This is a genomic window from Bradyrhizobium sp. Ses1, from assembly GCF_059512365.1.
Window position 1 is genome coordinate 12,476 of the sequence record NZ_JCAMOQ010000052.1, and the last position, 25,901, is coordinate 38,376.

Annotated in this window: 22 protein-coding genes and 1 tRNA gene; 15 read left to right on the plus strand and 8 right to left on the minus strand. The window is 62.6% G+C overall.

Features of this window, described 5'->3' with window-relative positions; all coding sequences use genetic code 11:
- Positions 1–20: 20 nt before the first annotated feature.
- Positions 21–845, minus strand: a complete 825-nt coding sequence (locus AC5ZG5_RS37135; protein WP_456645824.1) for an alpha/beta fold hydrolase — start codon at positions 843–845, stop codon at positions 21–23.
- 243 nt (positions 846–1,088) lie between these two features.
- Between AC5ZG5_RS37135 and AC5ZG5_RS37140 the strand changes: the two genes are divergently transcribed.
- The 3 genes from AC5ZG5_RS37140 (at position 1,089) to AC5ZG5_RS37150 (ending at position 4,096) form a co-directional block, all read left to right on the plus strand.
- Positions 1,089–1,991, plus strand: coding sequence for a LysR family transcriptional regulator (locus AC5ZG5_RS37140; RefSeq protein ID WP_130227699.1), 903 nt, complete (start codon positions 1,089–1,091; stop codon positions 1,989–1,991).
- Between the two features lie 86 nt (positions 1,992–2,077).
- Positions 2,078–3,397, plus strand: coding sequence for a phosphoribosyltransferase family protein (locus AC5ZG5_RS37145; RefSeq protein WP_456645823.1), 1,320 nt, complete (start codon positions 2,078–2,080; stop codon positions 3,395–3,397).
- A 147-nt stretch (positions 3,398–3,544) separates the two neighbouring features.
- A complete protein-coding gene (locus tag AC5ZG5_RS37150; RefSeq protein ID WP_456645822.1) occupies positions 3,545–4,096 on the plus strand; it encodes a MarR family winged helix-turn-helix transcriptional regulator in 552 nt (183 codons plus the stop codon).
- A 101-nt stretch (positions 4,097–4,197) separates the two neighbouring features.
- On the opposite strand, the gene AC5ZG5_RS37155 is transcribed toward AC5ZG5_RS37150, so the two are convergent.
- The gene (locus AC5ZG5_RS37155) at positions 4,198–4,926 is read right to left on the minus strand and encodes a hypothetical protein (protein WP_456645821.1); all 729 of its coding nucleotides are present in this window, start codon (positions 4,924–4,926) and stop codon (positions 4,198–4,200) included.
- Positions 4,927–5,002: 76 nt separating this feature from the next.
- A complete protein-coding gene (locus tag AC5ZG5_RS37160) occupies positions 5,003–5,869 on the minus strand; it encodes an NmrA family NAD(P)-binding protein (protein ID WP_496165508.1) in 867 nt (288 codons plus the stop codon).
- Between the two features lie 629 nt (positions 5,870–6,498).
- Here AC5ZG5_RS37160 and AC5ZG5_RS37165 point away from each other — a divergent pair.
- Positions 6,499–9,024, plus strand: a complete 2,526-nt coding sequence (locus AC5ZG5_RS37165) for an ATP-binding protein (RefSeq protein WP_456645819.1) — start codon at positions 6,499–6,501, stop codon at positions 9,022–9,024.
- 89 nt (positions 9,025–9,113) lie between these two features.
- Here the strand turns inward: AC5ZG5_RS37165 and AC5ZG5_RS37170 are convergent, their stop codons facing one another.
- On the minus strand, positions 9,114–9,797 hold the full coding sequence (locus tag AC5ZG5_RS37170) for a GntR family transcriptional regulator (RefSeq protein ID WP_456645818.1): 684 nt from the start codon (positions 9,795–9,797) through the stop codon (positions 9,114–9,116).
- Positions 9,798–9,950: 153 nt separating this feature from the next.
- Between AC5ZG5_RS37170 and AC5ZG5_RS37175 the strand changes: the two genes are divergently transcribed.
- From AC5ZG5_RS37175 to lhpI, 3 genes are all read left to right on the plus strand, one after another.
- On the plus strand, positions 9,951–13,355 hold the full coding sequence (locus AC5ZG5_RS37175) for a molybdopterin-dependent oxidoreductase (RefSeq protein WP_456645817.1): 3,405 nt from the start codon (positions 9,951–9,953) through the stop codon (positions 13,353–13,355).
- A 49-nt stretch (positions 13,356–13,404) separates the two neighbouring features.
- Positions 13,405–14,859: a short-chain fatty acid transporter gene (locus AC5ZG5_RS37180; RefSeq protein ID WP_456645816.1), complete on the plus strand. Its 1,455-nt coding sequence runs from the start codon at positions 13,405–13,407 to the stop codon at positions 14,857–14,859.
- A gap of 170 nt (positions 14,860–15,029) precedes the next feature.
- Positions 15,030–16,016 carry a bifunctional Delta(1)-pyrroline-2-carboxylate/Delta(1)-piperideine-2-carboxylate reductase gene (gene lhpI / locus AC5ZG5_RS37185; RefSeq protein ID WP_456645815.1) on the plus strand — a complete coding sequence of 329 codons (987 nt, stop codon included), beginning with the start codon at positions 15,030–15,032 and terminating at the stop codon, positions 16,014–16,016.
- 38 nt (positions 16,017–16,054) lie between these two features.
- On the opposite strand, the gene AC5ZG5_RS37190 is transcribed toward lhpI, so the two are convergent.
- Together AC5ZG5_RS37190 and AC5ZG5_RS37195 are read right to left on the minus strand one after the other, a co-directional pair.
- On the minus strand, positions 16,055–17,248 hold the full coding sequence (locus AC5ZG5_RS37190; RefSeq protein WP_456671256.1) for an acyltransferase family protein: 1,194 nt from the start codon (positions 17,246–17,248) through the stop codon (positions 16,055–16,057).
- A 510-nt stretch (positions 17,249–17,758) separates the two neighbouring features.
- Positions 17,759–17,835: transfer RNA gene (locus tag AC5ZG5_RS37195), tRNA-Pro, on the minus strand.
- A 69-nt stretch (positions 17,836–17,904) separates the two neighbouring features.
- Between AC5ZG5_RS37195 and AC5ZG5_RS37200 the strand changes: the two genes are divergently transcribed.
- The 4 genes from AC5ZG5_RS37200 to AC5ZG5_RS37215 are packed head-to-tail and all read left to right on the plus strand — an operon-like array spanning position 17,905 to position 21,411.
- Positions 17,905–18,924, plus strand: a complete 1,020-nt coding sequence (locus tag AC5ZG5_RS37200; protein WP_456645812.1) for an L-threonylcarbamoyladenylate synthase — start codon at positions 17,905–17,907, stop codon at positions 18,922–18,924.
- Between the two features lie 26 nt (positions 18,925–18,950).
- Positions 18,951–20,378: an FAD-binding oxidoreductase gene (locus AC5ZG5_RS37205; RefSeq protein WP_456645811.1), complete on the plus strand. Its 1,428-nt coding sequence runs from the start codon at positions 18,951–18,953 to the stop codon at positions 20,376–20,378.
- Between the two features lie 20 nt (positions 20,379–20,398).
- Positions 20,399–20,833 (plus strand): GNAT family acetyltransferase, encoded by a 435-nt coding sequence (locus AC5ZG5_RS37210; protein ID WP_456645834.1) that lies wholly within the window; start codon positions 20,399–20,401, stop codon positions 20,831–20,833.
- Positions 20,830–21,411 carry an NUDIX domain-containing protein gene (locus AC5ZG5_RS37215; RefSeq protein WP_130225577.1) on the plus strand — a complete coding sequence of 194 codons (582 nt, stop codon included), beginning with the start codon at positions 20,830–20,832 and terminating at the stop codon, positions 21,409–21,411. Before AC5ZG5_RS37210 ends, AC5ZG5_RS37215 begins: the two co-directional genes overlap by 4 nt.
- Before the next feature lie 224 nt (positions 21,412–21,635).
- On the opposite strand, the gene AC5ZG5_RS37220 is transcribed toward AC5ZG5_RS37215, so the two are convergent.
- On the minus strand, positions 21,636–22,397 hold the full coding sequence (locus AC5ZG5_RS37220) for an SOS response-associated peptidase (protein WP_456645810.1): 762 nt from the start codon (positions 22,395–22,397) through the stop codon (positions 21,636–21,638).
- A gap of 63 nt (positions 22,398–22,460) precedes the next feature.
- Between AC5ZG5_RS37220 and AC5ZG5_RS37225 the strand changes: the two genes are divergently transcribed.
- From AC5ZG5_RS37225 to AC5ZG5_RS37240, 4 genes are all read left to right on the plus strand, one after another.
- On the plus strand, positions 22,461–22,973 hold the full coding sequence (locus AC5ZG5_RS37225; protein ID WP_456645833.1) for a hypothetical protein: 513 nt from the start codon (positions 22,461–22,463) through the stop codon (positions 22,971–22,973).
- Positions 22,974–23,159: 186 nt separating this feature from the next.
- The gene (locus AC5ZG5_RS37230) at positions 23,160–23,579 is read left to right on the plus strand and encodes an NUDIX hydrolase (RefSeq protein WP_456645809.1); all 420 of its coding nucleotides are present in this window, start codon (positions 23,160–23,162) and stop codon (positions 23,577–23,579) included.
- A gap of 63 nt (positions 23,580–23,642) precedes the next feature.
- On the plus strand, positions 23,643–24,020 hold the full coding sequence (locus AC5ZG5_RS37235; protein WP_456645808.1) for a TIGR02301 family protein: 378 nt from the start codon (positions 23,643–23,645) through the stop codon (positions 24,018–24,020).
- Positions 24,021–24,164: 144 nt separating this feature from the next.
- Complete coding sequence (locus tag AC5ZG5_RS37240; protein WP_028166925.1) at positions 24,165–24,428, plus strand: hypothetical protein; 264 nt, start codon at positions 24,165–24,167, stop codon at positions 24,426–24,428.
- Between the two features lie 127 nt (positions 24,429–24,555).
- Here the strand turns inward: AC5ZG5_RS37240 and AC5ZG5_RS37245 are convergent, their stop codons facing one another.
- Positions 24,556–25,890, minus strand: a complete 1,335-nt coding sequence (locus AC5ZG5_RS37245; protein WP_456645807.1) for a dihydroorotase — start codon at positions 25,888–25,890, stop codon at positions 24,556–24,558.
- Positions 25,891–25,901 lie beyond the last annotated feature (11 nt).

Genomic DNA, 25,901 nt, shown 5'->3' on the forward strand with positions numbered 1-25,901 from the left:
CTTGTCCACGTCAGCAAGCTTCAACCCACCAGGAATGTCTCCAGCTTCTCGCAGAAGAAATCCGGAACCTCCTCGGCAACGAAATGACCGCTATCCTCCGCGACGACACTCGTGAGATCGGCGGCCTGATCACGCAAGGATTCGGCGAGCTTGTCGCCGGCGCTATGACGCCCGGTGATGGTCATCACAGGTGGCATCAGTTTGCGTCCGCGCAGCGTCTCGGCGAGCTTCGCATCCTGGCGCAGCGCTCGATAGTAGTTGAACCCGGCCGTCATTCCGCCAGGGCGGGCGTAATGATAGGCGAACTCTGAAATGGCATCCTCGGAAATGGCCATTTTGTTGTGCGACCAGGCCCGAATCTGCGCGCGGATGTAGTCGCGCTCTCGCCCCCTGGTCAGCATCTCCGGAAACTCCGACGCCACGTGAAATCCATAGTGCCACGCTCCGCCGCGCAAGGCGTCCAAATTCTCGGTTCCCGGAAGCAGGCAGTCGACGAGCACGAGCTTGGAAACGGCTTGCGGGTAAAGGTGGGCGAGGACATAGGCCGCCTTGCCGCCCATATCGTGGCCGACCACGTGGGCTGGACCGGGTCCCAGGTGGGCGATCAATGCGCGTATGTCCTCGGCAATCGTCTGCTTGTCGTATCCAGCCTCGGTGCGCTCCGATAGCCCGCACCCACGCAGGTCAGCCGCAACCACGGTGAACTTCCTGGCCAGTCGCGGCATGATGCCGCGCCAGGCAAACCACGTCTCGGGCCACCCGTGCAGCAGAACGACGACAGGGCCGGATCCCATGGCAACGTAGTGCATGCGGATGCCATTCACATCGACGAAACGACTAGACATCCCGGCCGGTATCTTAGTGGGCTCCGCGCTATCGGGCTTCTCTTGAGCAGAGACGGACTGAAGTCCGGCCGCTGTCGCAGCCGCGCCCGCGAGCAGTATCTGTGATCCTCCGAACAACAGTGATCGCCGGTCGAATTCCATCGTGCACCTCATGTTGGCCGAGTTCTTGCGCGGAATGTTCATCATGGACCGCACCGCGTCTATCCGCTATGAGCGAATGATCTGCATAACCAGGTGTTATGAATGGATCTGACCGCCGCCCTTCGTGCTTTCGTGCGCACTGTCGAGCGCGGCTCCATCACCGCCGCTGCCCGTGACCTGGGCGTCTCACAGCCCGCGGTGAGCAAGCTGTTGCGCAACCTCGAGCAGTATACCGGTGCGCGCCTGCTCGAGCGGACCGCGCGCGCGGTGCGCCCAACCCCGCAAGGCCTGATGCTCTACGAAGCAGGCGGGACCTCCCTGGCGGCCATCGATGCGACGGTAGAGATGGTGCGCCGTGATATGGGCGAAGTCGGTGGCAAGCTGCGCATTCACGGCCCCGTCTGCCTTGGTGAAAGCCATCTGCACCGCATCGTCATGGACTTCCAAAAGCAGCACCCGACCGTATCGGTCGACCTCACGCTGGAGAACAGGGCGGCGGACCTCGTGCATGAAGACATTGACCTGGCGGTTCGCATGGGACGCCCGACGGACCAAAGTACCGTCCTGCGCAAGGTCGGCATCATCAAGCGCATCCTGGTTGCGACACCTGAGTACCTGGCAGAGCATGGTCCGGTCCGGCGCTGGCAGGCACTGACCGACCACGCGCTCGTCGTCACTGACGCGGTGCTGTCTCGTCGAGGAACACTGACACTCTTGAGCGGCGCCAGAACCATCGAAGTGCCAGTCCAGCCTGTGCTGAAGACCAACAACGCGCGGGTCCTTATTGCGGCCTTGCTGGCGGGCCGCGGCCTGGGTCCGGTACAGCTTCCATTGGTGACGGAAGAACTGCGTGCGCGACGTCTGGTGCAGGTGCTGCCGCAGCACGAGATTCGAGCGAGCGAACTCTACGTGGCTTATCCGACGTCGCGCTTCCTGAGACCTGCAGTGCGCGCCTTCATCGACTTCGTGGTACCCGCGCTGCGCGCTGTCGAGGGTATCACGTGAGCGCGGCGGAGGAACATCCACCACCGGCCTGAGTTACAGTTTTAGAGGGAACCCAGCGCGGCCCTTTTTCCTGCCGAGGACTGATCATGACGGGCGGACGAGCGCAGATCAGCGACGTCAACATTGGTCTGCATCATCTCGCCGGCATACTGGGCGTACCCGAGGACGCGACTGCCATCGTGATCTTCGCGCATGGCAGCGGCAGCGGCCGCCACAGCCCGCGCAACAATCAGGTGGCGGCGGGCTTGCGCGAGGCGGGCTTTGCCACCCTGCTGCTCGATCTCCTCAGTGAGCAGGAAGAGCGCAACCGCGGCAACGTTTTCGATATCGGTCCGCTGGCGTCACGCCTCGCAGAAGCCGCGGACTGGGTCCATGCCAGGCCCGAATTTGCGGCACTCCCCGTCGGCTATTTCGGCGCAAGCACCGGGGCCGCGGCTGCACTGGTCGCCGCGGCCGAACGGCAGAATGTCGGCGCAGTGGTCTCGCGCGGCGGACGGCCCGATCTCGCCGGCGAGGCGCTGCGCGCCGTCACCGCGCCGACGCTGTTGATCGTGGGCGGCGCCGACCTGCCGGTCATTCCGCTCAACCGTGCGGCCTTCGCCGCGCTTTCCTGCGAGAAGGATTTGGTCATCGTGCCACGAGCCGGTCATTTGTTTGAAGAACCCGGCGCGCTTGAGGAGGTCATCGAGCATGCCAAACGCTGGTTCCGCCGTTTCCTGTCATCGCCGCTGACAGGAACCTGCGACGAGCGCATCTTCGCCGACCGTCGCGAGGCCGGACGCCGGCTCGTGCCGACGCTTCTGAAGTTCAAGAACGACAACCCGGTGGTGCTGGCACTGCCGCGCGGTGGCGTACCGGTCGCATTCGAGGTCGCGCAGGCGCTGAACGCGCCGCTCGATGTCGTGCTGGTGCGCAAGATCGGCGCGCCCGGACACGAAGAGCTCGGGCTGGGCGCGGTGGTCGATGGCGCGAAGCCGCAGGTGGTGATGAACGACGAGATCGTTCGCGCCATCGAGCCCGGCGCCGACTATCTCAAGGCGGAGACATCCCGCCAGCTCGCAGAGATCGAGCGGCGGCGCTGCCTCTATCGCGACAGCGAGCCGCCCGTCGACATCACAGGCCGCACCGTGATCGTGATCGACGACGGCATCGCGACCGGTGGAACGATGCGGGCCGTGCTCAAGGCACTCTCCAGGGCGGGTGCGCGCCGGCTCGTGCTCGCGGTGCCGGTCGCTCCGCCCGATACGCTCGAGGCCCTGAACGCCGAAGCAGACGAAGTCATTTGCCTGATGAATCCGGAGTCGTTCTTTGCAGTCGGCATGCACTACCGGGATTTCAACCAGATCTCGGATCGGCAAGTGGTGGAGCTGCTGCGCCGCGCCAAGGGAAATGGCGGCCGTGCGTGAGCGACATCTCCTTGTTCAATTTCGCAGCCAGCAATCACCAAGCTCGCGCGAACATGGAGCCGAAGTCGGTAGCCTCCTCCCATGCTTGACCATCTTGCACCAGCCGCCTATCTGGGCTTGCATCAGTCGCGGACAGGAGATGCAAATATGGCGATTGGCGATGTCGATGTGCTTGATTTGTGCAACAGCACAAAGCTGCGGCGCGCTGCTCGCCATGTTAACCGTTTCTACGATGCACATATCGCGGCGTCCGGGTTACGTGTCACGCAATACGCGATTCTGGGTCATCTGAAGCAACGCGGACCGAAGTCGATGCTTGAGCTGGCAGAGATGCTGACCATGGACCGCGCCACGATCGGTCATAACCTTCGCCCGCTTGAACGTGACGGCCTGATCAAGATCGAGATCGGTCCGAAGGATCGGCGGGTTCGCCTCATCTCCATAACTGAGGCTGGTTTGGAGCGGTTTAAATTGGCGCGGCCGGGATGGGAACGTGCGCAGGCTGAATTCAAGACTGAGTTCGGTGCTTCCAACGTCCTTGCCATGCACAAACTCATGGACCAGCTTCTCTCGTGCGGTTTGGGCGAGCGCGGCGAGAAAGAGACTTCGGTGAAGGTTCAATCGAGCAAAACGGTCCAGGCCAGATCGGGACGGAATAGGCCGAAAGCGGCATATGGCCGTTCAAACACATCCCCCTGACCGCGAGATGTTTGAATCGCTCGTCGCCCAATGAATCCAGCTTGACCGCATAGTCCGCCACCCGACGTGGCGAGGCGCGCTCCGTCTATTGCACTGCGCCGCTAAGGCGCCACGCGCAAAAGTTCGAGTTCGTCGAGATCGATCGAAATCATCACCGTATCCATTTTTGGCCTTCCCTCGGCATCCGGAAGGTAAACCCGGCGCTTATGGGAGAATGTGATGCCTTCTGTCGCTCTGTGATCATAGCGATAGTGAGTAGCCTTTCGGCCGCCAAAAATCTCCACTGCGTAGTCATGCCGGCGGATCAGCCCGTTGCTATCGAAGTAGAGAGTCTGCTCCGTCGAGTGGGTGACTAACGACTTGGGAAACTTCAGTTTCAACGCACGCCAGGTCTCTCCGTCTTCCGCCCATGAACCGATTTCCTCTGTTTCGACCCCGTCCCCTACGAGGGAGAACGGCATGGTGAGATACATCCACATCGCGTAACCGGCAAAATAAGCCAATTGGGTCGCGCTCCAGGGCGTTCCCATATCCCTGAATGACTCGCGCGGATTATTCAGCTCCTCCAGAATCGTGCCATCGGAAGCTGCAATGGCCGTGCGCTTCGGCTCAAAAATCGCGCTTTGCCCAGAACCGAGGAAAGGGACGTAGACTGCTCTTTGCTCACGGGTGTCCACAGTCACCCTCGTTCGCTCCCTGGTGAAAGCTTCTTGTCCCCTTTGCTTGAAACTGAGCCCCCCAGGAATGAAGCTCGCGGAAATCTGTCGGAGCTGATTCCAACGAGCGAGTCCGCCGTGCGCTTCGATCGAAAAGCCAATCAGGTCATGCATACGCGTATCCAAATCCCGAAAATGCCGTTCCTCAAATCGAGAAATGTTTATCGGTCGTTGAGCTGACGTGGACGGCCTACTGAAAGGCCGCCCGATTCTTCTCGACGAACTCACCGACGGTCATCGGCGGCCGACCGGCGATCTTCTTGACCAAGTCATTCGTCCCAGCGAAGATACCGTCGTTGTGGTCGATCGCTACCTCCTGCAGATGCTGTGCAAGGAACGGAATCTCCTGTCCGGTGACTTCGCGCGCCCACTGCTGCGCGGTGATCTTCTCGTAGCGGATTTCCTTGCCGAGGATTTTACCCACGGTCGCGGCGATTTCCGGAGCCGTAAGCTCGACGGGGCCAAAGAGGGGATAGATTTGCCCCTTGTGCGGCGCCGGATCGGCCAGGATCGCGGCGATGACAGCCCCCTGATCTTCCGCAGCAATGGGCGCATGGCGGCCCGTCGTGCCGAAAGGAACTGACATCCGGCCCGCGCGAATCATATTTCGCATGTAGAGGAGCCAATCAGCGAAATAAGTCGGGCGCAGGTGCGCGACGGGCGTCCCGGCCCAGTCGAACACGCGCTCCGACAGCCAGTGCTGAAGCGCAGCATCGCTTTTCGAATCCCGACGAGACGATTTCTGCGACATATTGACGATGAACTCGGCCTTGGCCTCAAGCGCAGCCTGCGCGAACTGCGCCGTCGCCTGGGTGATGCCGGGCCGGATCGGATAGACGAAGTATGCCCGCTGCGCCCCATCGAACGCACGGCGTACGGCTCGGAAGTCGAGGAGGTCGCCGACGACGATTTCGGCCCCCTCGGCTCGGAGCTTGCTGGAGCGCTCGTCATCGCGGTGAACGAGCGCCCGCACAGGAAAGTCCTGCTGCAGGAGAAGCTTGGTGGCAACGCGGCCGGTCGCACCTGTAGCGCCGGCGATCAAGATAGTCGGTTTCATCCTGGATACTCCCTCACTTGAGACGGCGATCCGTGGCCCGCTTTGATCGATAGGGGCATATTCCCCTAAAATACGGGCATATAAGACTTTTTGCAACAGGCGGATTCCTCCATGAACTTGCATTCGATAGCGGCAGGAGTTCCTGCGACAGCCTACCTGCTTTTGACCGATATCATGCCGCTCAAGCGCGCCATGGCCGATCCAGAACGGGCAAACTCCGCAGATGCATGATGGATTCGAGCGCGTGCTTGGCCATCGCCACGAAGGCGGCGTCGCTCCTGTCGTTACAGATGTAACTTCTCAGTCCGATCGCGTCATGATCCAGTAGCAGAGCTCGCCAACATTTGAAGACCGCACAGGCCGCGTCTGGCAGTGCCCTTGCTCACGCTTGCGAGGACGTCGAATGAAGATCGTTTCGCACAACGGAGACCGAAGGATTTGTCTGAAGCGTCATTTACACAACGGCATGATTAGCGTCGCGATCAAGATGATTGTCCTGAGCATCGCAGATCGCATTTCGTCAGCGATCGACGTCAGAGCGCCACTGGGTCGAGGGGCGTTGCAGGACCGCAGATCGCGGGCAGAAGGTAAGCAAACAAGTGACTCTTTTATCACGTCTATTCCTGCTGGTGGCTATCGCACTGATCCCAGCTATCGCGATTCAAGCCTACAATGAATTCCAATTCCGTTGCGCCCGCCAAGTCGAAGTGCAAAACCAGGCACTCAACCTGGCGGAGCTTGCCGCGGCAGAACAGCGGCAGATCGTCCAGGGAATGCATCAAGCCCTGATCGCACTATCGGAGCTTCCGGCGATAAAGGCGAAGAACACCGAAGGCTGCAACGCCTACCTCGCCAGGATCATGCGACGATATCCGGGGTTCATCAGCTTCATCGTGGTCGACACGAACGGCGACGCCTTCTGTGACACCAACATTGACTACAAGCGATCGACCGCGGCTGGAAGGCCCTACTTCGCCGACGTACTGAAAACCGGCAAATTCACAGTCGGAGAGTTCGCAATCGGTCGGCAGACTGGTCGGAAGGTCCTTCATTTTGCGCTGCCTTTCTATGGCGACGATGCCCGGCTTGGCGGCGTCGTCATAGCCGCCCTCAGCCTGGATTGGCTTGCCGGCTCCATCGCTCAGCAGGATGTGCCGCCGGGAGCTGCACTTGCGATCATGGACCGGAACGGCACGTACCTTGCCCGTTATCCCGATAACGACCGCTTTGCCAGCCGGAGGATAGCCGGGGATAACGACCGAAAGCCCGACCATCGGAGCACTGCCGATATCGTCGATCTCGATGGTGTGGAGCGGATCGTCGGCTATTCGGTCCTGCAGGATGGGGGAATCGTTATCGCCTTTGGCCTCGACAAAGCCCGGGCGTTCACCGAGATCCAGCACGGCACACAGCGTGGCGTTTTCCTGATCGTACTGAGCACCGCGCTGGTGTTGAGCCTGACGTCGCTGGGGGCTCGGCGGTTCATCCATCGTCCGCTCGAGCAACTGGTCGACGCCGCCAACCAATGGCGGCTAGGCGACCTTGCACGACGCGTCGACGTCCAGGGAACATCCGAAATCATCCGGGTCGCCGAAGCGTTCAACACCATGGCCGATGCGCTCGAACGCCGCGAGCACGAATTGTCCGAAGCAAAGGAGAGAGCCGAGGAAGCCGCCGCTCGGTTCACCATGATTTTTGAGAACACCACCGACAGCGTGCTTATCGTCGATCGGGATTGGCGGGTCAGCTATCTCAATGGACCGGCCTCGGCGAGTGTCGCCCACGGCCGGAACATCGTCGGCATGGCCCTTTCAGAAGCCTTCCCGGTCGCCGCCGATCTGGAAGCCTTAAAGAAAATTCGGGAGGCGACGTCAGAGCGACGACCGACCTATCTCGAAATGTTTTGCCCGCGCATGCAGGCCTGGTACGCACTCAATGCCTTTCCCTCGAGCCACGGCCTCGCGATCTTCCTCCGCGACATCACCGATCACAAGCAGGCCCTGGAGGCGCGCCGTCAGATGGAGGAGCAGCTCCATCAGAGCCAGAAGATGGAGGCCGTCGGCCAGCTCACCGGCGGCGTCGCGCACGACTTCAACAACCTGCTTACGGTGATCTCTGCGAATCTCGAACTCATCGAGGATGCCCCAGATATCGGCAAGATCCGGCAATACGCCGCAGCGGCGCGACGTTCCGTGCATCGCGGAACGAAGCTCACGACGCAGCTTCTCGCCTTTTCCCGTGGGCAGGCATTGAAGCCGGAATTCGTCAACCCCAATCGGCTCCTTTCGGAATTCCAGGGACTCATCCGTCAAGCCGTCGGGGATGGATGCGAAGTCCAACTGCGGCTAGATGAAGAATTATGGATGTGTCGCGTTGATCCGTCGCTTTTGGAGACTGCGCTCCTCAACCTGGCCTTGAATGCGCGCGATGCCATGCCCGATGGAGGTGTGCTGCAGATCGAAACCCGGAACGTGGTCCAAGACAGGAGCTCGGTGTCCGGCTGTCCGCCCGGATCGTATGTGAGGCTCTCCGTCGCAGACACCGGCTGCGGAATGCCCCCGGAAGTGCGGGACCGCGTGTTTGAGCCATTCTTCACGACCAAGGATGTCGGGAAGGGTACGGGACTCGGACTCAGCATGGTCTATGGCTTCGTTCGACAGTCTGGTGGCCATATTGTCATCAACAGCGCACCCGGCGCCGGAACTACGATCGATCTATACCTCCCCAGGGCTGCGCAAGCGCGTGAGGCTGATCCGGAGTGCTCTCAACCCCAGGCCATACCGACCGGCACGGAACGAATTCTACTCGTTGAAGACAACGAGGATCTGCTGGAGGCCACGTCAGCCATGCTGACCACGTGCGGCTATCAGGTTTCCTGTGCCCGCAACGGCATGGACGCGCTTCGGATCCTCCAGAGCGGTCAGAATTTTGAGCTCTTGCTGAGTGATATCGTGATGCCCAACGGAATGAGCGGAGTTGAGCTTGCTCGCGAAGCGAGGAAGTTCGGCAAGGATATCAGAATCCTGCTCGCTTCCGGCTATGCGGCAGATGTATTGGAACGACACAATGCGGTCGGGGAATTTCCAATTGTCGAAAAGCCGTTCCGCCTGGCAGAGCTTGCCCGGCGTCTGCACGCGATGCTGCACGAAGCATGAGCGCTGACCCGTTTACCACAATGCTGATTGCTGGTTGGCGGCCACCGCAAATCCCTCGGGCATGCTGCGGATCGTGGAGCAGCCTGCAACTAGCGTCCCCGACCGCGATTGGCGGCAATCGGTTCGCGCGGGATCGTCACCTGTGACAACGCTTCAACAAAGATGGGCTCCCAAGCCCTGATATGATGCCTGAGCAGATTGGTGAGAGCCTCCTCCTTGCCGGCCATCGCAAGCTCAATGATCTGATAGTGCTCCGCGGTTGACTCATTCTGGCGGGCGAGACCTGCACGCGACTTGATACCGTAAAGTCGCATTTGGTCACGCAATCCCATCACCAACTCGGTGAGGCGTGCATTGTCCGCCGCGGCCGTCAGCAACTGATGAAAGCTTCGATCGGATTCGAGATAGAGCCTCAGGTCTTCCGTTCTCACCGCGCGCGCGATGTCATCGGCAAAGCGATAAAGCCCTTCGAGATCCCTCTTTGGCTTGCGTGCAACGATCGCGGCCGCATGGAGCTCCAGGACTTCGCGGAGATCAAACAGGTTGCGCAGTTCGGTCAAGGTCGGTTCGACCACCTTGAAGCCCCGATTGCGCATGGGTTCGATCAGTCCGCTGCGCGTCAGCTCCAGCAGCGCTTCCCGCACGGGAGTCGTCGAGATGCCGAGGCTCGTGGCGAGGGTCGGCACGGAATACATCGTTCCCGGCGCGCTCTGACCGGAAATGATCTCGGCGCGCACCTGCTGCACCACCTGCTCCCGCAAATTCTGCTCCATCCCCATCTCCGCTTCGTCGGTTCCAGAGCCCTCCGGCTTAGCAAGTGCAGCACAATAAATGCGCTTGACGGAGGATATGCCCACAGATCATGCTATGTAAAGCGTTACAGTAACGCGCTACATTAACTTCCCTGTGACACGGTTTCATTGACGATGGCTGAGCGCATCCCGGGCTATTGCACGCTCTGCCGGTCACGGTGCGGCTCGACCATGGTGGTCGAGAATGGCCGGCTGATCGGCGTCGAGAGCCTGCAAGGGCATCCGACCGGCGGAGCGCTATGTGCAAAGGGCCGCGCCGCACCGGAGATGGTCCATAGTCCGCGGCGGCTGACCAAACCGCTTCGTCGAACTGCGCCGCGAGACGCTGCCGATCCGGGCTGGACCGAAATTTCCTGGGACGAGGCGCTGGACGGCATCGTCCGAGAGCTCGGCGGCATTCGCAAAACATCCGGCGCTGAAGCTGTGGCCTTTGCCGTCACCACGCCCAGCGGCACCCCGATGGTCGACAGCTTCGAATGGGTCGAGCGTTTCATCAGGTGCTTCGGCAGTCCAAATCTGATCTACGCCGTCGAAATCTGCGGCTGGCACAAGGACTATGCCCATGCCCTCACTTTCGGCCGCGGTATCGGCTTTCCGGATTATGAGCAGGCCGACGCCATCGTGTTGTGGGGACACAATCCCGCCCGCACATGGCTTGCCCAGGCGACCCGTATCGGCAATGCGCGACGGCGCGGAGCGCGGGTTGCAGTGGTCGATCCCAAGCCGAACGGATCGGGACAGGACGCTGACCTCTGGCTACGCATCCGTCCCGGCTCGGACGGAGCCCTCGCGTTGGGCGCAATCCGGCATCTCATCGCGACAGGATCGTTCGATGCGGGCTTCGTCACGCGCTGGACCAACGGGCCTTTCCTGGTCGACACCAATACAGGCCGCTTCGTTCGTGCCAACGAACTCTGGGACAATCAAGCGTCGGAAGCTTTCGTCGTGCTGGATCAGTCCGGGATGGCGCGGGCCTACGACGCCCGCGTTGCGGCTCTCGATCCTGCGCACTGCAGGCTGGATGGCCGGACGACGCTTGCCGCGCGCGATGACCGCATCATCGCTGCGGCGACCGCTTTTCGTCTGCTGGCCACGGAGGCTGCCCCCTACACGATCGCTCGCGTCGCCGAAGTGACTTGGCTCGAGGAGCGCAACATCGCTGCGTTCTACGGCCTGTTCGAGAACAGCCCAAGGCTCGCCTACCACTCGTGGACCGGCGTCGGCCAGCACACCAATGCGACGATGACCGAGCGGACGATCGCGACACTCTACGCGCTGACCGGCGCCTGCGACCGGCCGGGCGGCAATGTCTGGCCGGTGCCGCCGCCGACGCGGAGCGTCAACGACTATGACTTGTTGCCGCCGGAACAGAAGGCCAAAGCGCTCGGCATCGACGAATTGCCGCTCGGGCCGCCAAGCCGGGGATGGATCACCGCGCGCGATTTCAGCCGCGCCGTGCTCACGGGCGAGCCCTATCGCGTCAGAGCGCTGATGAGCTTCGGCACCAACTTCATGGTTTCGCAGGGCCACTCCTCACGTAATCGCGAGGCATTGCGTGCGCTCGACTTCCACGTTCACGTCGACATGTTCATGAATCCGACGGCCGAGAATGCGGACATCATCCTGCCGGCCAATATGCCGTGGGAGCGGGATGCCCTCAAAATCGGTTTCGAGATCACGCAGGATGCCGTCGAGACGATACAATTCCGTCCGCAGATGCTTCCGCGTCTCGGCGACTGCAAAGCAGACTATGAAATCGCAACCGAGCTCGCCGTCAGGCTGGGCTTGGCAAACCAATTCTTCGGTGGCGACATCCGCGCTGGCTGGAACCATCAGCTCGCGCCGCTCAGCGTGACGGTCGACGAACTTCGTCGGCATCCGGAGGGCCTGCGCTTTCCCCAGCCGTTCCGGCACGAAAAATACGCAGTGCAGCGGGAGGACGGCACGATTGCAGGCTTTGCCACGCCTACCCGCCGTGTCGAGATCTATTCGGAATTGATGCTCGATCATGGCTACGCGCCGCTGCCGGGCCATATCGAGCCCGCCGAAAGCCCGCTTGCAGACGGCGCCGACAGCCGTTTCCCGCTGGTGCTCACCACAGCCAAGAGCGGCTGGTTCGTGCATAGCTCGCACCGTCATATCGCCTCGCTCCGGAAGAAAACGCCTGATCCCGCGATCGAGATCAGCAGCACGCTCGCGGCGCGGCGCGGCCTTGAGGATGGCGACTGGGCGATCGTCGAGACGTCAACGGGAGAGGTACGGCTGCGCGTGCGGCTGAACGAATCTCTCGACGATCGCATCGCCATCGCCGAGTTCGGTTGGTGGGAGGATTGTCCGCCACTGGGCCGCGAAGCGACCAGCTCCTCTGGTTTTGCGACATCGAACATGAACGACGGCTTGAGCGACGCAACGCGCGATCCGGTCAGCGGCTCGGTGCCGTTGCGGGCGATACGCTGCGACATTCGCAAGGACGAGACCGCAAGCCGTGGCCGCTGGGTCGGCCGGCGCGCTTTCTCGGTCGCCGCCATTCGCAGCGAGTCCAACGATGTCGTCGCGCTCGACCTCCTCCCGCGCGATGGCGGCCCGCTTCCCGCGTTCCGGCCGGGACAACACATCATGCTGGGCCTGCCGGGAATCGATGTGACCCGCGCCTATTCGCTGACCGGCCATGGCGGCCAGGACGTCCTGTCGGTCGCAATAAAGAAACGGCGTTTCGACGATTTGGCCCACACCCGCGACACCGGTCATCTTTCCGCTCATATCCATCGCCTGACCGTCGGTGATCAAGTCCAGATCGAGGCGCCAAGAGGAATTTTCACCCCGCCGCTGGCGGGCCCCCGGCCTCTCATTTTTCTCGCGGCCGGTATCGGCATCACACCCTTTATGAGTCACCTCGAGGCGCTGGCGGAGCGCGAGCCGACGGAGCGCGTCGCCAAGGTGCTTCTGCTCTATGGTTGCCGCAACGGTGATGAGCATCCCTTTGCCCGGCGGTTGCGGGAGCTTGCAGACCTCTTGCCGGAGCTCGATCTCGTCACGGCGTTTTCAGCGCCACGCGCGCAGGATCGCTGTGCGCAGGACTACGATTATGCGGGCCGGCTCGACCTAGCGGCGATCGATCCGCTGCTGCCGCAACGGCCCCTCGCCTATCTTTGCGGCTCGCCGCACTTCACGACATCAATGACTGAGCGACTGGTAGAACGGGGCATGCCGCGCTTCGACGTATTCGCGGAGGCGTTCGCATCACCGCCGATCGTGCCGCGGACGTTGCAGCCACAGAAGGTTCACGTCGCCGGTACCGACAAAAGCTTTATCTGGTCGCCTGAACTCGGAACCCTTCTCGATGCCGCTCAGGCCGCGGGCCTGTCTCTTCCCAGCGGTTGCCGTGTCGGCCAGTGCGAGAGCTGCGCCATGCGCATCGTCAAGGGCGACGTCGCACAACTCGGCGGCGATGAGGGCGCGACGGACCAGTGCCTGACCTGCCAGACGGTTCCTCTCTCCGAACTCACGCTCGCGCTTTGACCGGCAATGACGCGACGAAACCAACACCGACATAATAATGGGGACAGCAATGACCGACGCTACGCATAGAAATTCCTTTCCGGACAAAGTGCCGATGCAGACCAACCTGCTTGCAAGGCTCTCGCAGCATATGGTCGCCTTCGCCGAGCGTTGGTTTCCGGATGCCTACGTGTTCGTTCTGATTGCCGTGGTCGTGATCGCGCTCGGCACCATCGTGCATGGCGGCTCACCGCTTGCGGTCAGCCGCGCCTTCGGCGACGGCTTCTGGAATCTGATTCCGTTCACGATGCAAATGGCGCTGGTCGCGATCGGAGGCTATGTGGTCGCAATGTCGCCGCCTGTCGCGGCGGTGCTGCGGCGGCTGGCGGCCGTACCCTCCACCGCGCGCGGCGCTGTGGTCTTCGTCGGTGTCCTCAGTATCGTCCTGTCGCTGTTGAACTGGGGTCTCAGTCTGATCTTTTCCGGCCTGCTGGTGCGCGAAATCGCGCGGCGCAAGGACATCAGGCTGGACTATCGCGCGGCCGGTGCGGCTGGCTATCTCGGCCTCGGCTGCGGTTTCACGCTCGGCATCACATCATCAGCCGCCCAGCTTCAGGCCAATGCGGCCAGCATCCCGAGTTCGCTGTTGCCGATCACCGGCGTCATCGGTTTCTCTGAGACGATCCTGACGTGGCAGAATCTGGTCACGACGGTGGTCGTCACCGCGCTATCCACGGCGATCTGCTACCTGACTGCTCCAGATCCGAGGTTGGTCAAGACCGCCGCGGATCTCGGCGTGTCGCTCGACGACGACCGAATCGAGCCGAAGAAGCCGGCGCGGCCCGGCGATTTTCTCGAGTTCAGTCCCATTCTGACGATCCTGATCGTCGTGCTGGCGCTGGGCTGGCTCTGGCAAACCTTCCAGTCCGGCAATCCGCTGATCACTTTGTCGGGCCTGAACACCTACAATTTCGTCTTTCTGGTGCTTGGCATCCTCTTGCATTGGCGTCCACGCAGCCTGCTCGAGGCTTTTTCCAAGGCGATGCCAAGCGTCTCGGGCGTGCTGTTGCAGTTTCCTTTCTACGCCGGAATCGCTCAGATGCTGACCAAGGTGCCGAACAGCAAGGGCGTAACGCTGTCCGACACCATCGCACACTGGTTCGTGGACGCCTCCGCCAACTCGACCGTCTTCTCGTTCCTGGTTGGAATCTATTCCGCGGTACTCGGTTTCTTCATCCCGTCGGCTGGCGGCAAGTGGATCATCGAGGCCCCGTACATCATGAAGGCGGCCAATGAGATCGGGGCTCATTTGGGCTGGACCGTGATGATCTATAACATCGCGGAGACGCTGCCGAACTTCATCAATCCATTCTGGATGCTTCCGCTGCTCGGCATACTCGGCTTGAAGTCAAAAGACCTGATCGGCTACACCTCGGTGCAGTTCTTCGTGCATTTCCCGATCGTCATGATCCTTGCGGCAATCCTGATGACGACTTTCACCTACCACCCCCCAATTCTTCCCTGATCGACCGCTGAGCCGCGCGAACTGACACGCCGGGAGGGACGATCGCACTGACGTCCCGGCCGTATCCTCGTCCGGCATGCCGGAGCACAACGTCGATTTGGTTCGGCAACCGCGACAGCATGCGGGCGTCGCGCGAGAGCCGCGACGCAAAGTCTTGCAATGAGAAGGCCATGACCGAGAAACAACCGCTGCAGACCATTGATGCAGAGGAGGCGACGCGCCTTCTCCCGATGGATGAGCTGATCCCGCATCTGCGCAGCTTCTTTGTCAGGGGCTGCACGGTTCCGCCGCGACATCATCATACGATTCCAGTTCCGGGCGAGCCGGACGCGACGCTGTTGCTGATGCCTTCATGGCAGCAGAAATCGGAAGGTGACGACCTGCTTGGAGTCAAGCTGGTCGCCGTATTCCCGGGCAACGCCGCGCGCAAGATGCCGGCGCTCACATCGGTCTATCTGCTGTTCGACAGCGGCACCGGTGTGCAACTTGCGACGGTCGCCGGTGACGTCCTTACCGCCAGGCGAACCGCTGCGACGTCAGCGCTCGCGGCGTCCTATCTGGCGCGCGAAGACGCGACCAACCTGCTCATTCTCGGCTCCGGCCGGATCGCAAGCCTTTTGCCGGAAGCCTATCGGGCCGTCCGCGACATTCGCCGGATCAGCGTGTGGAACGTCAACGCCGACAGCGCCATTCGGATGGTGGATCGTCTCCGTGACTCCGGACTGGATGCCGTGTTCGTGTCCGACCTTGAACATGCCGTCAGGACGGCGGATATCGTCACGTCGGCCACTCTGGCAACATCGCCACTGATCAAAGGTGAATGGCTGCAGGCCGGCGTCCATGTCGATCTCATCGGCGCCTTCACGCCGGCAATGCGGGAATCGGATGACGAAGTCGTCAAGCGTTCCGCCATATTCGTGGACACCTATGAGGCGGCACATGAGGCCGGTGATCTCGTCCACCCGATCGAGGGAGGAATTTTGTCACGTCAGGACTTGAAGGCGTCGCTAGCCGAACTGTGCAGCGGCGCCGTTCACGGGCGACGATCCCGCGACGACATCACCATGTTCAAGGCAGTCGGGACCGCTCTGGCGGATCTTGCCGCCGCAGGTCTTGCATACAATACCCGCATACGGCGCGTCGCCCACATCGCGTAACAACGCGACAGGTACGAAAATTGAACGAGCTCGGCGTGTCATGCGTCGAAAGCCGGTCGTGCGCCGCGTACTGTGCCGACCCTCCGCCGATCCATCAAGCGCCTGACCCAGTCACGCCCGGGCTCCTCGACAAGACGATACGTTGCAACCGACAGCAGGACGGTCAACAACAGCATCGCAATTTGCAGGAGATCACCAAGCCAGAGCGATCCATTCAGAGAGACAACTTTCGTCGGTTCATGGCCCGGGCTCAACGCGTAAGAGGCAAACAATTCCGTATGCGTAAGGCGCTCGACGACCATAAGGATGGCCCGCACCACTGCCCTGAGGAGCGGATGCAGCATGTAGATCGAATAGGTCAGCGTCCCGATCGTGAGCATGGACGGAACCGTCAGCCAACGGCTGACCGCGCCAGCTTCACGCGCGAACACCAGAACGACCAGCGTAAACACCAGCGGCGAGGCGACCTGCAGAGTGACGCTGCTTCCAGCGACCGATACATAGCCCACAACGAGCATGAGACTCGCCGCCTCGAGCAATGTCTCAACGGATGGCGCCAGGCGTGCGCGCAACACGGGGAAGCGCTCTCGCAAATCGAAAGCGAGAACGCCAAGCGCGAAACCATAAAGGCAGCGCACCAACCCATAGTCAAAAGTCGCATTCATCCCGTCCGGGCTGATGGTGGCGAGCACAACCGGCCCCGCAATGATCGGAAGCAGCCAAGGCCAGATTGTCGGCCCGATCCTGCTCACGACGGCGGCGAAGATCACATAAGCGGCGAACTCGGTGCTGATGCTCCAACTCGCGAAGTTCAACCAGTTCTGCGGATTAACGCCGAGCCCCTGCAGCAGCAGAATGTTGGTGACGATGGCCTGCAAGAGGTTTGGGCCAATACCGTCCTTCGCAGCGTCGATGGGAATGAACAGCAGCAAGGTCACGAGATGCAGCGGATAGATCCTCCCAAGCCGCAGGAGGAGGAAGCGGCCTGTGCCGAAGCCCTCAGCGAGACGCGAACGATAATTCGACGCGATGACAAAGCCGCTCAACACGAAGAAGAAATCGACGAAGAGGTAGGCATTTCTGGTGAGCGGCAGGAACGACAGATGGCTGATAACGTCGAAGTGAAACAGCGCGACCATGCAAGCGCAAATGCCACGCCAACTGTCGAGAGCATGATACCGGGTGATATTTTTGGCCGAGTCCATCGAAAACGGGTAGGCAAGACCTTCCACCGGCACAAGCAGCGGTTGACGCTATGCTTAATGTGGCGCCATCGCCGTCACGGATGTATCTCGCGCCATGGCAAGGACGACGACACCATCGACAGGGCACGCGAAAGCGGCACCAGCGGCAACATCAGCGACCCGTTTGACCTCGGCGGCGATCCGGAATTACCGGCGCATGGACATCGCTGGTATCGTCGAGCTCGCATCATGGCGCGGGGGCTCGCTCGGGCTCAGGCCGTATTTCCATGACGACACTCAGATCGTGCTGATTCTGTCGGGTTCTCGTGCCTTTCGTGGCGGCCATCAGAACGCAGCTGGAACCCCAAAGCACATGCCAAGAGAGCAGCCCGTGCAGCAGGCTCGGGTGCCACATCAGACCTCAAGCAAATTGTCGAGATTGTCGGACGGTTCGGCGCTCACTATAAGGCCGATCACTGCGTGCTACGCAGGGGGTACCCATAGTTGAGCGCGGCGCGCTCAACCGAAACCGTAAGCGATTGAAAACACATCGGAATATGGTCGGAGTGGCAGGATTCGAACCTGCGACCCCTGCGTCCCGAACGCAGTGCTCTACCGGGCTGAGCCACACTCCGACTGAGAACGCGGCTTATAGCGTCGGGTTTGGACGACCGCAAGCCGCGCATTTGAGGATTTGAGTCACAGTGGAAACCAGCCTGAAAACCCGGATCCTGCCGGCCGGACCAGCCACGACCGCGGCGGCGGCCGGCGTGCTCGCAAAAGGCGGCCTGGTGGCGTTCCCGACCGAGACCGTCTACGGGCTCGGCGCCGACGCCACCAATGCGACCGCGATTGCCCATCTCTACCAGGCCAAGGGGCGGCCGGCGTTCAATCCCCTGATCGCTCATGTCGGCGATCTCGCCGACGCGCGGCGGATCGCCCGGTTCGGTGCGGTGGCGACCGCGTTGGCCGAGGCGTTCTGGCCGGGGCCGCTGACGCTGGTGCTGCCGAAAACGGAAGGCTGCCCGGTGGCGGAGCTTGCGACCGCGGGGCTCGATACCGTCGCGGTGCGCGTGCCCGCCCACGCCGTCGCCCGCGACATCCTGCGCGCCCTCGGCCGGCCGGTGGTGGCGCCTTCCGCCAACCTCTCCGGCCACGTCTCGCCGACCACGGCGGAGCACGTCGCAAGCGATCTTTCGGGGCGCATCGACCTGATCGTCGATGGCGGCCCGGTCGAGGTCGGGGTCGAATCCACCATCGTCGGCTGCTTCGAGCGCGCGACGCTGCTCCGGCCGGGCGGCCTGCCGCGCGCGGCGATCGAGCGCGTGCTCGGCCACAGGCTCGACCAACTTCCAGCGGACGCCGAAAGCGACAACGGCCAGCCGCTCGCGCCGGGCGACGGCGGCAGGCCGCTCGCGCCGGGCATGCTTGCCTCCCACTACGCCCCGCGCACGCGGGTGCGACTCAACGCTGACAGAATCGAGCCCGGAGAGGCGCTTCTGGCGTTTGGACCCTTGAGCATATCGGGGGTTGATTCGGCGGCCGCCGTGATGAATCTGTCTGATAGTGGCGATCTTGCCGAGGCCGCCGCCAATCTGTTCGGCTATCTCCGCGCGCTCGACACCGAAGCCGCGCGTGCGATCGCGGTGATGCCCATTCCCCATCACGGTCTGGGCGAAGCCATCAACGACCGGCTGCGCCGCGCAGCCGTTGGCCGCGAATGAAGGCGGCCGGAGTGAAAGAGACCGGGATGAACATCGCAGATCCGCCAGCGCCGCAGCTTCCGCCGGAACTGATCGACAAGTTTCGCGCCATCGTCGGCGACAAATATGCGGTGACTGATGCCACCGACATCGCGCCCTACCTGGTCGAGGAGCGCAACCTGTTCCAGGGGCGCTCGCCGCTGGTGCTGCGCCCGGGCTCGACCGCGGAAGTCGCCGCGATCTGCAAGCTCGCCTCGGCGCATCGCATCGCGCTGGTGCCGCAGGGCGGCAATACCGGCCTGGTCGGCGGGCAGACGCCGCATCATGGCGAGGTCGTGATTTCGCTGAAGCGGATGGACAAGATCCGCGAGATCGATACCGCCTCCAACACCATGACTTGCGAGGCCGGCGTGGTGCTGCAGGTGGCTCAGCAGCGCGCCAGCGACGTCGACCGGCTGTTTCCGCTCTCGCTCGGCGCCGAGGGAAGCTGCACCATCGGCGGCAATCTCTCGACCAATGCCGGCGGCACGGCCGCATTGGCCTATGGCGTGGCGCGCGAGATGGCGCTCGGGCTCGAAGTGGTGCTGGCCGACGGGCGCGTGCTCAACGCGCTGTCGAAACTGAAAAAGGACAATACCGGCTACGACCTGCGCAATCTCTTCATCGGCGCCGAGGGAACGCTCGGCATCATCACGGCGGCGACGCTGAAGCTGTTTCCGAAGCCGCGCGCAATCGAGACCGCCTTTGTCGGATTGAAATCGCCGGCGGATGCGCTGCAGCTATTGTCGATCTCGCAAACCGAAGCCGCGGGCAGCCTCACCAGCTTCGAGCTGCTTGCCGACATCGCGGTGGATTTCTCGATCCGCCACGGCATCGACATTCGCGATCCGCTCCAGAGCAAGCACCCCTGGTATGTGCTGATGGAGCTTTCCTCGCCGCGCGACGATGCACGCGATACGCTGGAAGTCATCCTCGCCGAGGGCATGGAAGATGGCATCGTCGATGACGCCGTGATCGCCGCCAATTTGAGCCAGCGCCAGGCGTTCTGGAAATTGCGCGACGAGATGTCCGCGGCACAGAAGCCGGAAGGCGGCTCGATCAAGCATGACATCTCGGTGCCGGTCGCCGCCGTCCCGGCCTTTATCGAAGAGGCCAATGCGGCGGTGGTCAAGCTGATCCCCGGCGCGCGGCCGGTGCCGTTCGGCCATCTCGGCGACGGCAACATCCATTACAATGTCAGCCAGCCGATCGGCGCCGACAGCGCCGACTTCCTCGGCCGCTGGCATGAGGTCAACACTGTCGTGTTCGACATCGTGCTGCGGATGGGCGGCTCGATCTCGGCCGAGCACGGCATCGGCGTGCTCAAGCGCGATGAATTGCCCGATGTGAAGGACAAGGTCGCGATCGAACTGATGCGCAGCATCAAGGCGATGCTCGATCCGCTCGGTATCATGAATCCTGGAAAAGTACTGTGAACGTCGCACCGCCACCCCCTATCGCTGCGCTCGCCATCGCGCCGATGTCCGACAGCGACGTCGCTGACGTCGTCGCACTGTGGCAGCGCTGCGGGCTGACACGGCCGTGGAACGATCCGGTCGCCGATATCGCGCTGGCACGACGAGGGCCCAATTCGGACATCCTGGTCGGCCGCGACAATGGGGTGATCGTCGCATCCGCCATGGTCGGCCATGAGGGTCATCGCGGCTGGGTCTATTACGTCGCGGTCGATCCCGAGCGACAGGGCAAGGGATACGGCCGGGTGATCATGCGCGCGGCGGAGGACTGGCTCCAGGCGGCCGGCATTGCAAAACTGCAATTGCTGGTGCGGCGGGAAAACGCCAAGGTCGGCGCGTTCTACCAGTCGATCGGCTATGAGGAGCAGCAGCTTCTCGTGTTTTCCAGATGGATCGACGGGCGCACGCCGCCATGAGTATTTCCGACCGCGTTCGCATCAAGGACGAGCGCGTGCTCTCCGATGAGCACTACGTACTGAAGTCGGTGACCTTCGACTACCGCCGCGGCGACGGTGCGTGGCAGACGCTGAACCGCGAGGTGTTCGACCGCGGCAATGCCGCCACGCTGCTGCCCTACAATCTCGCCGCGCGCAGCGTGGTGCTGGTGCGGCAATTCCGCCTGCCGCCCTTCCTCAATGGCCATGACGATTTCATGATCGAGGCGGCCGCGGGCATGCTGGACAATGAGACCCCGGAGAACCGCATCCGCGCCGAGGCGGAAGAGGAGACCGGCTACCGGCTCCATCACGTCGAAAAAGTGTTCGAAGCCTTCATGAGCCCGGGCTCTGTGACGGAGAAGCTGCATTTCTTCGTTGCCGAATATGATTCCTCGATGCGGGTCGGCGACGGCGGCGGCCTTGCCCATGAGGGCGAAGACATCGAGGTGCTGGAGCTGCCACTCGATGAAGCGCTGGCGATGATCAGAGACGGCCGCATCGTCGACGCCAAGACCATCATGCTCGTGCAATACGCCGCGCTGAATATTTTCCGGTAGCTACTTGCGTCATGCCTTTCCCTTCTCCCCTTGCGGGAGAAGGTGGCGCGCATGAAATGCGCGACGGATGAGGGGTTCTCTCCACAACCGATGGTGCGCGTGGAGACAACCCCTCACCCTAGCGAGTCCGTGGCGACCGTCCGAGCAGCCCTCTCCCACAAGGGGAGAGGGCGCAACAAGCCACATCGCGCAAGGATGATGGGCACGTACGCTTTGCCCACCCGTCAGAACAAACTCCCCTGCCCGTCGTCTTCCACCGGCGACGATGGCTTGCGCGGTGTCGCCCGCTTCGGCTTCTGCGGCTCGGCGGCGCGCTCCTCGTCCGTGATCGGCAGCAGCAATTGCGCATCGTCATTGGCGGCGTGGTTGACCCGCGTCGAGACCTCATGCCAGACGAATTCGCCGACCGCCGGGCCCTTCAGGAGCGGCATCGCCAGCGAGACCTCGTCGTTGCGGCAATCGAGCCAGCGCTCGAAGGCGTCGGGCGAAATCGTCACGGGCACGCGGTGATGCAATCTCGCCAGATCCGCGCTGGCCGGCGCGGTGATGATCGCCACCGTATCGACCTCCTCGCCGTTCGGACCCATCCAGGTCTCCGCCAGCGCGGCGAAACCGACCGGCTGCTGGTCGCGGCGATAGATGAAATAGGGCCGCTTGCGGCCGCCCTCGTCGTGCCATTCATAATAGCCGTCAGCCGGGATCAGCGAGCGGCGGCGCCGGATCGCGTTCTTGAAGGCGGGCTTCTGCAGCACCGTCTCCGAGCGGGCGTTGAACAAGAGGCCGACCTGGCGGGGATCCTTGACCCAGGCGGGTACCAGCCCCCAGCGCATCAGCCGGAAATGCCGGCCGCCGTTCTCCAGGATCACCACGGGAACGGGTTGGGTCGGCGCAATATTGTGCCGCGGGGGGAAGTTGGGCTGCTCGGCATAGCCGAAGAGCAGCCTGATCGCCTCCGGCGGCGAGGTGATAACGAAGCGTCCGCACATAATCCGGGAAAAATAAGTACTCGTTCAGGACCTTTTAACCGCCCCTGTCAAACATTGGGCATGATGAACGCCACGGGCTCAACAGCAGCACAATCCGATCGCCAGACACCGCGACCGGCGGGCCCGGACGAGGCCCGGGCTGCGGCGTTGCGCGCCGCCAACATCAATCCGCGCACCGGGCTTGCCACCGATTACCTCAATCACTTCAACGAAGCCATCATGCTGCTCGAGATGATTCCGGACATGCCGGAATGTGCCGAGGATTTCCTGAGCTGGCACCCGCTGACCTATGCCGAGCATTTCACGGCCTCCAACTTCAGGGCGCGCGACCTCGCAATCGAAGCCTACGAATCGGCTGATCCCACGACCCGCGCCGAATTCGACAACATCACGAACACGATGACCTCGATATTGACGGCGGTAAGCGCCGCGATGGGCAAGGTGCGCCAGGACAAGACCCGTGCCAAGCTAGCCGAGCAGGCCACGATCTGGGTCAAGCCGCTGGTCGCCCTCGCCGGCGGCATCATCAACGGCGGCACTGAAGCCGACATCGAACGGATCATGGCGAGCGAGTAGCTGAACCGGGTACAAATATCACTCTCGCCGTCATGGCCGGGCTTGTCCCGGCCATCCACGTCCTTCCAGCCGCGAAGGAAGGCGTGGATGCCCGGGTCAAGCCCGGGCATGACGAACTCTACGGTTAGACCTCTCGTTCCCAATCGGGCATGATCAGCGCCGGTTGCCCCGGTTTTGGATCGCCTATTGACTTCCCCCGCCCAGCCTGCCCGTCCACAGCTTGCCGTTTCCGGCGCGATTTTTCGCGACGGCAAGGTGCTTCTGGTCCGCCGCGCCCGCACGCCGGGCAAGGGCTTCTATTCGCTGCCGGGCGGCCGGGTCGAATTCGGCGAATCCCTGCATACGGCGCTGCACCGGGAGGTCGACGAGGAGACAGGGCTCAAGATCGACATCGTGGCGTTGGCCGGCTGGCGCGAGGTGCTGCCCGGGGCGGCCGGCGGCGGGCACTATCTGATCATGTCGTTCGCGGCGCGATGGGTGGCGGGGGAACCCCACCTGAATGACGAACATGATGATTTCAAATGGCTCGAGCCCGATGCGATCGGCGATCTCAAGGTCACCGGCGGCCTGCAGGAGGTGATTCAGGCCGCCCGGCGGCTGATTTGAAGCCCTCTGGCGCGAGATCCCGCGCCTTGCCTGCAGCACAATCCACAGGCATATGACGCTGCCATGTCGAAAGTTCTCCTGGCCGCCCTCATCTTCGTCACGGCGTGCAATCTCTCGCCCGGCCGGGCAGAGGATGCCGCGGCGCCGTTTGACGGCGACCTGCAGCGGCTCGCCGAGATCCTCGGCACCCTGCATTATCTGCGCGGCATCTGCGGCAGCAACGAAGGGGCCAAATGGCGCAACGAGATGCAGGCGCTGATCGACGCCGAAACCCCCTCCGGCGACCGCCGCGCCCGCATGATCGCGGGCTTCAACCGCGGCTATAACGGTTTCCAGCAGACCTACCGAAGCTGCACGCCGGCAGCGGTCGTGGCGATCCGCCGCTATGTCGAGGAAGGTTCGAAGATCTCGCGCGACCTGACCGCGCGCTATGCTAACTGACTGAGCGAATAGACGTTCGATTGACCTTGGTTGCCGCCATTAACCCTTCCTAAAGAAGTGGCCTAGGCGTGCCCAATCTGCGTGCTACAGCTTTGTGCATGACGTGATTCGCCGTGAATCGCGCCGACATTGCCTGTGAGTTTCATGCGCATTCCAGCGTTCCAGATTGCCCGCGATCCCCTGCCTGACCACGAGCAGAAGCAGGCCGCGCTCTCCTACCTCAACGAGGCCTGGGCGGAAGCGCGCCATGACGGCATCGACGGCGATTGCCTGGCGCAGGCGAGCCTGTTCGCCGCGCTGGCCGAGCTGGTCGGCACCTATGGCGAAGAGGCGGTGGCGAAGTTCGTCGAGGGACTGCCGGCGCGCGTGCGCAATGGCGAATTCTCGCTGATACTGGCGCGGCAGTAAGTCTCCACGCGCTCAGTCGTCATCACCCGCTTGTTCTGCCGTCATTGCGAGCGAAGCGAAGCAATCCATTGTCACCCCGATTCGCGGCGGCAATGGATTGCTTCGATTCGCTCGCAATGACGGAGAACTACACCCTCAACGTCTCCAAAAACCGCACCGGCTCGCCCAGCGACGGCGTCACAACCTCGCCCTGCCACATCACCCGCTTGCCACGGATGAACGTGCCGACCGGCCAGCCGGTGACGCGCATCCCATCATAGGGCGTCCAGCCCGCGCGCGAGGCGATCCACTGGTTGGTGATGGTCTCGCTGCGCTTGAGATCGACGACGGTGAAATCGGCGTCATAGCCGGCCGCGATGCGGCCCTTGCAGGCGATGTTGAACAGCCGCGCCGGTCCCGCGCTGGTGAGGTCGACGAAACGCGCCAGCGACAGCCGGCCGGCGTTGATGTGATCGAGCATCAGGGGCACCAGCGTCTGCACGCCGGTCATGCCGGAGGGCGAGGCCGGATAGGTCTTCGCCTTCTCTTCCAGCGTATGCGGGGCGTGGTCGGAGCCGAGCACGTCGATGATGCCCTGCTCGATGCCGTACCAGATCCGCTCGCGATGGTCGGCCGAGCGCACCGGCGGATTCATCTGCGCGTGGGTGCCGAGCCGCTCGTAGCATTCGGGCGCAGCCATGGTGAGGTGATGCGGCGTCGCCTCGCAGGAGGCGACGTCCTTGTGGTCGCGCAGGAAATCGATCTCCTGCTTGGTCGAGATGTGCAGCACGTGGATGCGCTTGCCGGTCTCATGCGCGAGCTTGACCAGCCGCTGCGTTGCCATCAACGCCGCGACCTCGTCGCGCCAGAGCGGATGCGAACGCGGATCGCCCTCGATCCTGAGCGATTTGCGATCGTTGAGGCGATATTCGTCCTCGGCATGGAACGCAGCGCGGCGGCGGATCACCTTGAAGATGCGGCGCAGGCTCTCATCGTCCTCGACCAGCAGCGTGCCGGTGGAGGAGCCGATGAACACCTTGACGCCGGCGCAGCCCGGCGCACGTTCGAGTTCCGGCAAATCCTGCACATTCTCCCGGGTGCCGCCGATGAAGAAGGCGAAATCGCAGTGCATGCGGTGATGGGCGCGCTTCACCTTGTCGGTGAAGGCCGCTTCCGTCACCGTCAGCGGGTCGGTGTTCGGCATCTCGAACACGGCGGTGACGCCGCCCAGCACAGCGCTGCGCGATCCGGTCTCGAGATCTTCCTTGTGGGTCGGCCCGGGCTCGCGGAAATGCACCTGGGTGTCCATCACCCCGGGCAGGACGTGCAGGCCCTTGCAGTCGATCACCTCGTCGGCGGAATCGCAGTTGAGGCCGCCGATCTCGGCAATACGGCCATTCCTGATGCCGATGTCGCGGATGCCGTCGCCGTCCTGATTGACCACGGTGCCGGATTTTAGAATGGTGTCAAAACGCTGATTCATCGTTCCTCGCG